Source organism: Flavobacterium sp., from assembly GCF_031423415.1.
In the GTDB taxonomy this organism is placed as follows: domain Bacteria; phylum Bacteroidota; class Bacteroidia; order Flavobacteriales; family Flavobacteriaceae; genus Flavobacterium.
On sequence record NZ_JANPFL010000071.1, the window covers coordinates 1 to 10,871 of the forward strand.

A 10,871-nucleotide genomic window follows, 5' to 3' on the forward strand; every position below is an offset into this window, starting at 1 on the left:
GTGATCTGTTACACGACCTTGTGCATAATTATAAGTTCTAATTTTTGCTGAACGGTCTCCAGAACTTACTTGAGACGTTCGCTTAGTTGCATCTTCTGCTTCTTTTTTAGCCAATTCTTGTTCGTATAAACGAGAACGAAGAACAGTTAAGGCTTTGTCTTTATTTTTATGTTGTGATTTTTGATCCTGACATTGCGCAACCAAACCAGATGGAATGTGCGTTAAACGAACTGCCGATTTTGTTGTATTCACCGATTGACCACCTGGACCAGACGAACAGAAAAAGTCGACACGAACATCGTTCATATCAATTTGAACATCAAATTCTTCAGCTTCAGGTAAAACCATAACAGTCGCAGCCGAAGTATGTACTCGTCCTTGAGTTTCTGTTTGTGGTACTCGTTGTACACGGTGAACGCCCGCTTCAAACTTTAATGTTCCATAAACATCTTCGCCAGTGACTTCAAAAATAACTTCTTTAAAACCACCAGAAGTTCCTTCGTTCATATCAACAACCGAAGTTCTCCAACCGCGACTTTCGCAATATTTAGTATACATTCTGAATAAATCGCCAGCAAAAATCGATGCTTCATCGCCACCAGTTCCGGCACGAACTTCGACCATAACGTTTTTAGCATCCTCAGGATCTTTCGGAATCAATAAAAACTTGATTTCATCTTCTAGTTCTGGCAAACGTTCTTTGGCTTCGTCGAGTTGCATTTTAGCCATTTCTACCATTTCGGCATCCGAACCATCGGCAAGAATTTCGTTGGCTTCTTTTATATTTGCATCAAGAGTAATGTATTCTTCACGCTTTTCCATTAAGCCTTTTAAACCTTTGTATTCCTGATTTAATTGCACATAACGTTTTTGATCGGAAATAACATCGGGTTGAATAATCAAATCCGAAATCTCGTCGAAACGCTGTTTTACATATTGAAGTCTGTCTAACATTTTGTAAGCTGTAATTTTTAAAGTGTGCAAATTTAGTGAAAATATTGTAATTTATTTTTATTTTTTGAAGCTATTTCCAGCTGTTCGTTCTAATCTTTTTGCAATTCCGCTGCGCTTCATTGAAGATTTCCCTTCGCTGTGCTTCATTGAAGATTTCCCTTCGCTGTGCTTCGGATAATCCAAAAAGGATTTCCACTTCCATCTGGGCTAGTTGCAATAATTTTCATAATATTGTAATGTTAATAAATAAACCATGAAAAATTTAATACCAAAATGTTTACTAATTGTATTTACTATCCTTCTACTACAATCGTGTAATAAATACGATGCCAATGGCAAATTAATCAAAGAATACGAAGAATTAAATAAAGCCAATTGGCTGTTGGGAGAATGGCAAAAAGAAGATAGTTTGGGACTATTAGTTGAAATTTGGAAAAGTCAAAATGACAGCACTTTTGCCGGACAATCTTTTTACATTATTAATAAAAAAGATACCGTACATAGCGAAACAATAGAACTAAAACAAAATGGCGACAATTTGATTTACTCACCAACAATAAAAGGGCAAAATAACAATGCAGCTGTTTCTTTTTTAATGATAGAGGAAAAAGATAGTGTTTTGGTTTTTGAAAATCCAAAGCACGATTATCCGCAAAAAATAAGATACCAACTTAATAGTGATAATTCACTAATTGCAACAATTTCAGGTATTCAAAAAGGAAAAGAAAGTAGTGAAAGTTACTTAATGCAAAAGAAAAATTGATAATTTAGTTAATTTACTAAAATAAAAAACCTCGTCTATTTCTAAACGAGGTTAAACTGTTAACTGCTACTGAACACTGCCAACTATTTCACCGGAATATTCTCCAATATCTCCATCACAAATTTATAAAATTTTTGAGATGATTTTATCGATGCTCTTTCATCTGGTGAGTGCGCACCAAGAATGGTTGGACCGAAAGAAATCATATCCATTCCGGGATAATTGGTTCCTAAAATTCCGCACTCTAATCCGGCATGACAAGCTACTACCTTTGGCTTTTCGTTATTTTGTTTTTCATAAATACCGACCAATATATCTAATATTTCCGATTTCACATTGGGTGTCCAACCTGGATAACTTCCTCCAAAAACCACTTCACAACCAAACAATTCGTAGGCAGATCGCAAACTATTTGCTAAATCCATTTTAGAACTTTCGACAGACGAACGTGTTAAATTTTGAATGGAGATTTCACCCTCCTTAACTACAACTTTAGCGATATTATTCGAAGTTTCTACTAAATCTTCCATATCAGCACTCATGCGGTAAACACCATTATGAGCTGCATATATTGAACGTAACAAACCTTCTTGAACACCTAATTCCATTACTTTTGAAGGTAAATCGGTTTTTATGATTTCAATTGTTAAATTAGGTTCGGTAGTTTTGAATTCGGTTTTGATATCCCCAATAATTTCCTGCATATCAAACACAAAAGCTTCGTCGTACATTGAGGCAACAATAACTTTGGCAACACTTTCTCTCGGAATCGCATTACGCAAACTTCCTCCAGCAATTTCGGTAATTTGGAGTCCAAAATTTTCAAATCCATCAAATAATAAACGGTTCATGATTTTATTAGCATTACCCAAACCTTTATGAATATCCATTCCCGAATGTCCGCCATTCAATCCTTTTACAGTTATTGAATAACCAACAGAACCATTTGGAGTTGCTTCTTCGTTATAGCTTCGAGTTGCTGTAACATCAACGCCTCCAGCACAACCGATGTCAATTTCATCGTCTTCTTCGGTATCCATATTCAAAAGAATTTCACCTTTTAGGATTCCGCCTTTTAAGTTTAATGCGCCCGTCATTCCGGTTTCTTCATCGATAGTAAAAAGGGCATCAATTGCTGGATGCGGAATGTCATTACTTTCTAAAATTGCCATCATCATCGCTACTCCCAATCCGTTATCGGCACCAAGTGTTGTTCCTCGAGCACGAACCCAATCGCCATCAACATACATATCGATTCCTTGTTTATCGAAATCGAAATTGGTGTCGTTATTTTTTTGGTGCACCATATCCAAATGTCCTTGCAGTACAATTGGTTTGCGATTTTCCATTCCGGCTGTTGCTGGTTTGCGAATAATTACATTACGGATTTCATCTTCAAAAGTTTCTAATCCTAAATTATTTCCGAAATCTTTCATAAATTGAATGACACGATCTTCTTTTTTGGATGGACGTGGCACGGCGTTTAAATCGGCAAATTTATTCCAAAGGTTTTTTGGTTCGAGGTTTCTAATTTCTTGGCTCATTGTTGTTTTATTTAGTACATTTTTAAATTGCCGCAAAGACAATAAGTTGCGAAGCATTTATTTTATCACAAATTTACATAAAAGAAATTCTACTTCTTTATTTATACTTATTTTTATAATCAAAAAACATATAAAGTGCAACGCAAATATTTACTTCCTTTATTTTTGTTGATACAAATTTTATTTCTTAAAGTAGTAGCATTCTTTCCTGAAACGGTAGAGCAATTTTACAGTAATGGTTTGTATGTATTTATATCAGATATATCTAGAATTTGTTTCGGTGGAATACCGTTTTCAGTAGGTGATATAGTGTATAGCATTTTAATTATTTACGTATTGATAAGCATTTGGAAAACTAGAAAAAGTTGGAAAAGTGATTGGAAAAATAATTTGCTTAAAATCACAAGTTTCTTATCAGTAGTTTATTTTTTATTTCATTTGCTTTGGGCTTTCAATTATTATAGAGTTCCGTTGTTTGAAAAAATGACTATTAAACGAGAGTATTCAGATGCCGATTTGATAGTTTTTACTGAAAAACTGATTGTTAAAACTAATGAAATTCAACTACAAATTGCAAAACATAAAAACCAAAAAGTAGCCAATCCGTATTCACAAGATACGATTTTTAAAATGTCTCAAAACGGTTATGACCTTTTGGCAAAACAACACGCTTTTTTTAGTTATGAATTTCCAAGTAAAAAGAAGTCGCTTTTCAGTTTACCGCTTACTTATATGGGATTTGGTGGTTATTTAAATCCGTTTACCAACGAAGCACAAGTAAATTATAAATTACCAATGTATGGATTTCCGAATGTGGTTTGTCACGAAATGGCGCATCAAATTGGTTATGCAAGTGAAAGTGAATGTAATTTTATAGGCTTTTTAGCGTGTGTAAAAAATGACGATTTGTATTTTCAGTATTCGGCTTATGCGAATGCGTTGCGGTATTGTTTGGTGAATATCGGAATGAAAGATGAAAAGAAATTCGCGCTTTTAAAAGCCAAAATAAACAAAGGAATCCTCGAAAATTATAAAGAGAGTGATTTGTTTTGGAAACAATACGACACCTTTATCGATAAAGGTTTTCATGCTTTTTACGATCAATTTTTAAAAATGAATCAGCAAAAAGACGGCATGGAAAGTTACAGTAAGTTTGTAGATTTGCTAGTGAATTATTATAAAGAAGGCAATAGCTTTTAAATTAGTTATAAATAATGTTTTTTATTTTACTCCAACAAGTTTATTCCATTCTGTTATATTAACTCCCTTAAAAATAAGCCATAGGCAAAGTGACAATTCTCCAATTAAACAAGGAACAAGCACTAAATTACTTAAAAATTTAGGCGCTAAAAGTAAAGTAAAACAATTTATCAAATAGCACAATCCAGCAATTTGCATTAGAATTCCAATTGCTTTTGGAAAATACTTTGATTTAAAAATCAGATATCCTTCAATTAAACAGACAAAACCAAAAAATATCAAACCAACACCAAATCCTGCATCATGTAGTTTAATATAAATATAAGATAACGTATGTAATTGATCAGGATTGAAATTGTTTAAATATGTTGCATCTCCTAATAAAAATAATGCCATTAAAAGATTTAATTTATTAGCGACCAAAACTGCAGTTTGTATCAAATTGAATAATAAAGTAAGTAATGCTAAGTTTTTATTTACTGGTTTCAGCAGGAGATAAAAAATTAGCATTAAAGGCAAGTCACAAATTTGCATAATTAAATCTACACTAATTCCAATTCGCCATAACATTTCAGAATTCATGATTTTATTTGCTGTAGCTGTTGGATCTCCTGAAACAACTAGTGCTTCTCTAACCATTAGCTGTCCAAACAAACCTGCAATTATAATAATTAAATAAAGTACACCACCAATTCTCGCATATTTCATTGGAGAAAATTCAGAAATGCTATTTTTTATATTCATTTATTAAGTTTTTTTTGAAGAACGATTCACATTTATAAATGTTACATTTAAAAAATCGCTACTTTAATTTTAGTAAAGATTATTTTTTTGATTGTTACTATTATAATCAAACTTCATCACTTGTAAAAGTAACAAAATTTTTCTTTTTAAAAGGTCGGATAATTAATCGTCCTTCGCGGTCAAAACGAATGTAATTGTACACCCAATTCAAGAAAACAACTGCTTTATTTTTGAATCCGATAAGAGAAAACAAATGAACAAACATCCAAACAAACCAGGCAAAAATGCCACTAAAATGATAATGTGGTAAGTCAACAACAGCTAAATTTCTACCAATAGTTGCCATAGCACCTTTGTCATTGTATTCAAAAGGTTTTAGTGGTTTATTAGTTATAAATTTTATAAGATTTTCGCCTAACAATTCACCTTGTTGCATGGCAGGTTGCGCCATCATAGGATGACCTTGCGGAAATTTCTCAGATTCCATAGAGGCAATATCGCCTATTGCAAAAATATTGTCGTAACCAACTACTTTATTATACTCATTTACACGAATACGTTCTACTTTTTCAACTAAAGATTTTACATCTAATCCAGAAATTTTTGCCCCTTGAACACCTGCAGTCCATATAACCGTTGCGGTTTCAAAAGTTAAATCGGAGTTAGTTATGATTGTTTTTCCGTCGTAATTAGTAACGCGGATATTTTTCCAAATTTTTACTCCTAAATGCAAGAGAAATTTTTCGGCTGCTACAGACGATTTTTCAGACATTGTATTAAGTACTCTATCACCACTCTGAATCAAATTGATTTCCATTTTATCGATATCCAAATCGGGATAATCTTTTTGAAGAATGGCTTTTTTCATTTCGGCTAATGCACCAGCAAGTTCGACACCTGTTGGTCCTGCTCCAACCAAAACAAAATTGATTAAGCTATTTTTTTCAGAAACGTCTTTGGTTAAAACGGCTTGTTCAAAATTTTCGAGAATTAAACTTCGGATATTTAGTGATTGCGGAATGGTTTTCATTGCCATTGCATTTCTTTCAATTTCTTTGTTGCCGAAATAATTGGTTTTAGAACCAGTAGCAATTACAAGATAATCGTAATATAAATCGCCAATTTCCGCAATTACTTTTTGATTGACAGTATCAATTTCTTTTACAGAGGTGAGTCGGAAATAAAAATCGTTGTATTCTTGAATAACTTTACGTAAAGGATAAGCTATTGAACCTGCTTCTAATCCGCCAGTTGCCACTTGATACAAAAGTGGTTGAAATGTATGATAATTGTGCTTGTCGAGTAATACAACTTGTACGTTTTTATTTTTTAGTTTTTTGGCTAGAGCGATGCCTGCAAATCCGCCACCTATGATTACTACTCTTGGATTTGATGATTGTGGGATATTCATTTTTTTGAGTTGCTTTTTACAAAGTTACGAAGTTTTTAACCGCAAAGACGCAAAGGTTTGCGCAAAGTTCGCGAATAAAATTTATGGTGGTTTGAGCTATTATTTTCACAAAAGACAACTCCAATCTAGCCCCGATGGAAGGGAAATCATTTTGTTTGCGCTGAGGAACGAAGCGAAATAAAATATTGGACAAACAGCGGGAAAAAGAAAACCAAAAAAGCCCGTGCCATTCGCTTCAATCCTTCGACATCGCGAAGCTTCGGGAAAGGATGACGAAATAGAAATTATATTTTTTTGTATCTTGTAACAAAATCTATAATTAGTTTACTAACGCTTGTATGAGTGAAACTTTGGAACAATCATTTGTAAAACAACTTAAGGAAAATCAGAATATTATTCATAAGATTTGCCGACTCTATACATCGGGTGAAGATGCGCACAAGGATTTGTTTCAGGAAGTTACGATTCAGTTGTGGAAGGCATATCCAAAGTTTAGAGGTGATTCGAAGTTTTCAACTTGGGCGTATCGTGTGGCGTTGAATACTGCGATTACGTTGTACCGAAAAAGTACTCGAAGTATATCGACAGTTGATTATGAAAGCCATAGTTTTTTTATAAGTCAGGAAGATTACAACACCGAAGAGGAGGAACAAATTAAGTTAATGTATCAAGCGGTTCAACAGTTAAATGATATTGAAAAAGCATTGATTTTTATGTACTTGGAAGATAAAGATTATACCGAAATTGCGGAAACATTGGGAATTAGTGAAGTGAATGCGCGAGTGAAAATGAATAGAATTAAAGGAAAATTAAAAAAAATATTAAATCCGTAAGATTATGATGGAGGAATTGGATTTATTGAAAAAAGACTGGAAAAGGAATGAAAATTCGTACCAGCAAATATCGGAAGTTGATATTTATAAAATGCTGCATAAAAAATCATCTTCGATAGTGAAATGGATTTTAGTAATTAGTGTTTTAGAGGTAATTGTATGGACAGCTATCAGCTTCTTTTTTAATGCTGACCAATATTTAATAGAAATGCACGGTGAATCATTTATTGTGTATTTTAGATATTTAACCATTTTAAATTATTTTGTAGTTGCGGTATTTATATATATGTTTTATAAAAATTATAAAAACATTTCTACTGTTACATCGACTAAAAAATTGATGCAAGACATTTTAAAGACAAGAAAAACAGTTAAATATTATGTTTGGTACAACTTAGCAATGATAGTTGTGTGTAGTATTATTGCATTTGCTATGGCTTTATATATGAATCCGCAAATGAGTCAAATTACCAATAATAATAAGGCATTTGCCATAACTATTTGTGTAATGGTTTTATTTATCACACTTTTTGTGGGTTTATTTTGGTTATTTTACAGATTGATTTATGGTACTTTACTTCGACGATTATTTAGAAACTACAACGAATTGAAGAAAATTGATTTATAAAAAAAGCGTCTAATTTTAGACGCTTTTTTATAGTTTAATATTCCCATTGACGAAGTTTATTCAGCTTTTCTTGTTCTTCTATTTCTTCAACTGGAATGACTTTTAAGAAAGAAGCATGTTGCTCGATAGCGTATTCTACTTTCTCTACAATTTCATCAATTGTATCGTTTTCATAATCAAATATGAGTGGTTCTTTGATGATGAATGATTGCAGAATTCCTTTCTTTTTCATTCTAAGTCCTTTTTTATCAAAAGAACGCCGGAAACCATCAATTACAATTGGGACTACAATAGGTTTGTGTTGTTTAATGATATGTGCTGTGCCTTTTCGAACAGGTTTAAACGATTTTGTAGTTCCTTGTGGAAAGGTAATTACCCAACCATCTTCGAGTGCTATTCTAATATTTTCGGTATCGTTTGGATTGACTTCTTTTTTTTCGGTTACATCTTTTCCGCCTGCACGCCAAGTTCTCTCTACTGAAATGGCTCCGACATAAGCTAAAATTCTTGGTAATAATCCAGCTTTCATCGTTTCACTTGCAGCAACATAATAGATATTCATTTTGGGTTGCCATAAATATCCTACATTTTTGATGTTATCTGCTCTTCCTGATAAACTTGCATTAAAAACATGAAACATCGCAACTACATCTGCAAAATACGTTTGATGATTAGATATAAACAGTACATTTTTATCCGGTAAAGCTCTAATTATTTCTGAACCATCAATTTGCAATTGATTAAAACCTCGATAGCGTCTGTGAGTAATTGCACCGAAAATCCTAATCAACCATTTTTTTATAATAAGTATATGCCCAAAAGGATTTCGTTTCAATAATCCCATAATAATCAATACAAAATGAGTAGCAAACATACGAAATGTTCTCTTTATAACACTATTTTTAACGCATCTTTTAACTCACTTAACATCATTGCAGTAGCTCCCCATACGGAATGTTCACCAATTTGAAAAACAGGAACGTCTATTAATTTAGCATACGAAGTTTCAAAAGATTTATTAATTACAATTGATTCATCTAACAACATTGATAATGGCAATTCAATTATCCCGGCGACTTCCTCTTTTTGAAGTATAAAGTCTAATTCAACTGATGCAATTCCAAGGAAAGGAAATACCAAAAAATTACTTGGTGGAATATATATTGATGAAAAATCTCTGAGCACTTTAATTTTTTCTGATGGTATTCCTATTTCTTCAAAAGTTTCTCTAAGTGCTGTTGCAGACAAATCTAAATCAAAATCTTCTACTTTCCCTCCAGGAAAAGCAATTTGCGAAGAATGCACTCCTGAATATTCATTTCTGATAATTAATACTAAATGAGTTACTCCTTTTTTTGGATAAAACAACATCATTACAGCTGCTTTTCTTGCATTAATAGTGTTCTCATAACCATTTTCTAAAATTTTAATCCTTTCTAATGGAGCCATTTTAATATGTGCTGATACAGATGGTAACTCCAAATCAACAATAGTGGATATAGTATTAAAAAAGAGATCAAAATTCATAGTCAATAATTTTATTTAGTTATAAATTTACCGAAATTAATTCAAAAAGCCAAAAAAGTAGATTTCGATGTACAGTAAAGAAGAAAATTTAAAGATAAAAAAAGAGTTCTGGATTCAATTTGCAGAAACTTATCCAAAAAAATGGTTGCTATATGATACAAAAATAAAAGATGTAACTTTTAAATTTTATATCGATAATAAAAAAGCGCAAGTACTTTTAGATATTGAACCTAAAGAAGAAGAAAAAAGAAAAATCTATTTTGAAAAGATGGAATCTTTAAAAGATATAATACTAAAAGATTATTTGCCCGAAGCAATTTTAGAACGAAATTTTTATTTAGATACTGGAAAAGTAATTAGTCGAGTTTGGGTTGAAAAATTAAATGTAAACATAAATAAAAGAGATAACTGGAATCAAATATTTGATTTTTTTTATATAAACATGTATCAATTTGAAGTTTTTTATTATAAATATCAAGAGTATATTAAAGATTTAGAAACAAACGTTTAATTTTATTCGAGCGTGTCCTTGCTTTCATAAATTACAGCAAGGTCGGGCTATTCGTTTCAATCTTTTTTTCGTACCTCACAAAAGGATTTTCACTGCTATCCCTCACGCAATAAACCTTCAACCTTCAACATTTCTTATTCACTATTCAAAGTTAAAAATGTTGAACAACGAATATTGAACTTCCAATTTTGAACAAAAAAAGAACCCTCATCAAGTAAATGATGAGGGTTCATAAAGAAAGGCAACGACATACTCTCCCACATAACTGCAGTACCATCTGCGCAGGCGGGCTTAACTTCTCTGTTCGAGATGGGAAGAGGTGAGCCCCGCCGCAATAATCACCTTAAGCTGTAAAGGCAATAGGCATTAACCATAAGGCATTAGCTTTATTGCTTTGTCGTTTTTGACTAATGGCTATTGCCTTTTGCCTAACGACTAATATCTTAACATACTGAGATAAAGAAAATAATTTTTACAAAGTAACAAAGTTTCTTCCCCCGACTTGCATCGGAGGAAAAGCGTACATAAGCTTATGGGTTATTAGTACTACTCGACTATGACATTACTGCCTTTACATCTATAGCCTATCAACGTGGTCATCTTCCACGACCCTTTAAAGAAATCTCATCTTGTGGTGGGTTTCGCGCTTATATGCTTTCAGCGCTTATCCCTTCCAAACGTAGCTACTCTGCGGTGCTCCTGGCGGAACAACAGATACACCAGAGGTTTGTCCAATTCGGTCCTCTCGTACTAGAA

The 10,871-nt window shown here is 32.7% G+C and carries 11 protein-coding genes and 2 rRNA genes; 5 read left to right on the top strand and 8 right to left on the bottom strand.

Features of this window, described 5'->3' with window-relative positions; genetic code table 11:
- Window positions 1-954 (bottom strand): peptide chain release factor 1 (prfA, locus tag RMO83_RS07215; RefSeq protein WP_310559002.1); only part of this gene is annotated, 954 nt, incomplete at its 3' end.
- 253 nt (window positions 955-1,207) lie between these two features.
- Here prfA and RMO83_RS07220 point away from each other — a divergent pair.
- On the top strand, window positions 1,208-1,717 hold the full coding sequence (locus tag RMO83_RS07220) for a DUF6265 family protein (protein ID WP_310559003.1): 510 nt from the start codon (window positions 1,208-1,210) through the stop codon (window positions 1,715-1,717).
- 83 nt (window positions 1,718-1,800) lie between these two features.
- Here the strand turns inward: RMO83_RS07220 and RMO83_RS07225 are convergent, their stop codons facing one another.
- Window positions 1,801-3,261: an aminoacyl-histidine dipeptidase gene (locus RMO83_RS07225; protein ID WP_310559004.1), complete on the bottom strand. Its 1,461-nt coding sequence runs from the start codon at window positions 3,259-3,261 to the stop codon at window positions 1,801-1,803.
- A gap of 135 nt (window positions 3,262-3,396) precedes the next feature.
- Here RMO83_RS07225 and RMO83_RS07230 point away from each other — a divergent pair, with 135 nt between their 5' ends.
- Entirely contained in the window at window positions 3,397-4,461 is a 1,065-nt protein-coding gene (locus tag RMO83_RS07230; protein ID WP_310559005.1) for a DUF3810 domain-containing protein, read from the top strand.
- Window positions 4,462-4,482: 21 nt separating this feature from the next.
- On the opposite strand, the gene RMO83_RS07235 is transcribed toward RMO83_RS07230, so the two are convergent.
- Window positions 4,483-5,205, bottom strand: a complete 723-nt coding sequence (locus tag RMO83_RS07235) for a DUF4386 domain-containing protein (protein ID WP_310559006.1) — start codon at window positions 5,203-5,205, stop codon at window positions 4,483-4,485.
- 106 nt (window positions 5,206-5,311) lie between these two features.
- Window positions 5,312-6,616: an NAD(P)/FAD-dependent oxidoreductase gene (locus tag RMO83_RS07240; protein ID WP_310559007.1), complete on the bottom strand. Its 1,305-nt coding sequence runs from the start codon at window positions 6,614-6,616 to the stop codon at window positions 5,312-5,314.
- A gap of 338 nt (window positions 6,617-6,954) precedes the next feature.
- On the opposite strand from RMO83_RS07240, the gene RMO83_RS07245 reads away from it, so the two are divergent.
- Together RMO83_RS07245 and RMO83_RS07250 are read left to right on the top strand one after the other, a co-directional pair.
- The gene (locus RMO83_RS07245; RefSeq protein WP_310559008.1) at window positions 6,955-7,449 is read left to right on the top strand and encodes a sigma-70 family RNA polymerase sigma factor; all 495 of its coding nucleotides are present in this window, start codon (window positions 6,955-6,957) and stop codon (window positions 7,447-7,449) included.
- A 7-nt stretch (window positions 7,450-7,456) separates the two neighbouring features.
- Complete coding sequence (locus RMO83_RS07250; RefSeq protein WP_409025004.1) at window positions 7,457-8,077, top strand: hypothetical protein; 621 nt, start codon at window positions 7,457-7,459, stop codon at window positions 8,075-8,077.
- Window positions 8,078-8,111: 34 nt separating this feature from the next.
- Here the strand turns inward: RMO83_RS07250 and RMO83_RS07255 are convergent, their stop codons facing one another.
- Together RMO83_RS07255 and RMO83_RS07260 are read right to left on the bottom strand one after the other, a co-directional pair.
- Window positions 8,112-8,921 carry a lysophospholipid acyltransferase family protein gene (locus tag RMO83_RS07255; protein WP_310559012.1) on the bottom strand — a complete coding sequence of 270 codons (810 nt, stop codon included), beginning with the start codon at window positions 8,919-8,921 and terminating at the stop codon, window positions 8,112-8,114.
- A 44-nt stretch (window positions 8,922-8,965) separates the two neighbouring features.
- On the bottom strand, window positions 8,966-9,604 hold the full coding sequence (locus tag RMO83_RS07260) for a CoA pyrophosphatase (RefSeq protein ID WP_310559010.1): 639 nt from the start codon (window positions 9,602-9,604) through the stop codon (window positions 8,966-8,968).
- A gap of 67 nt (window positions 9,605-9,671) precedes the next feature.
- Between RMO83_RS07260 and RMO83_RS07265 the strand changes: the two genes are divergently transcribed.
- Window positions 9,672-10,115, top strand: coding sequence for a DUF4268 domain-containing protein (locus RMO83_RS07265; RefSeq protein ID WP_310559011.1), 444 nt, complete (start codon window positions 9,672-9,674; stop codon window positions 10,113-10,115).
- A gap of 236 nt (window positions 10,116-10,351) precedes the next feature.
- On the opposite strand, the gene rrf is transcribed toward RMO83_RS07265, so the two are convergent.
- Together rrf and RMO83_RS07275 are read right to left on the bottom strand one after the other, a co-directional pair.
- Window positions 10,352-10,461, bottom strand: a 5S ribosomal RNA gene (rrf, locus tag RMO83_RS07270).
- 174 nt (window positions 10,462-10,635) lie between these two features.
- Window positions 10,636-10,871, bottom strand: a 23S ribosomal RNA gene (locus RMO83_RS07275); the annotation flags it as partial.

Bases quoted from the DNA above. Each gene is read 5' to 3' on its own strand.
- RMO83_RS07220 (WP_310559003.1), top strand. From the start codon at position 1,208: ATGAAAAATTTAATACCAAAATGTTTACTAATTGTATTTACTATCCTT.
- RMO83_RS07225 (WP_310559004.1), bottom strand. From the start codon at position 3,261: ATGAGCCAAGAAATTAGAAACCTCGAACCAAAAAACCTTTGGAATAAA.
- RMO83_RS07235 (WP_310559006.1), bottom strand. From the start codon at position 5,205: ATGAATATAAAAAATAGCATTTCTGAATTTTCTCCAATGAAATATGCG.
- RMO83_RS07240 (WP_310559007.1), bottom strand. From the start codon at position 6,616: ATGAATATCCCACAATCATCAAATCCAAGAGTAGTAATCATAGGTGGC.
- RMO83_RS07245 (WP_310559008.1), top strand. From the start codon at position 6,955: ATGAGTGAAACTTTGGAACAATCATTTGTAAAACAACTTAAGGAAAAT.
- RMO83_RS07250 (WP_409025004.1), top strand. From the start codon at position 7,457: ATGGAGGAATTGGATTTATTGAAAAAAGACTGGAAAAGGAATGAAAAT.
- RMO83_RS07255 (WP_310559012.1), bottom strand. From the start codon at position 8,921: ATGGGATTATTGAAACGAAATCCTTTTGGGCATATACTTATTATAAAA.
- RMO83_RS07260 (WP_310559010.1), bottom strand. From the start codon at position 9,604: ATGAATTTTGATCTCTTTTTTAATACTATATCCACTATTGTTGATTTG.
- RMO83_RS07265 (WP_310559011.1), top strand. From the start codon at position 9,672: ATGTACAGTAAAGAAGAAAATTTAAAGATAAAAAAAGAGTTCTGGATT.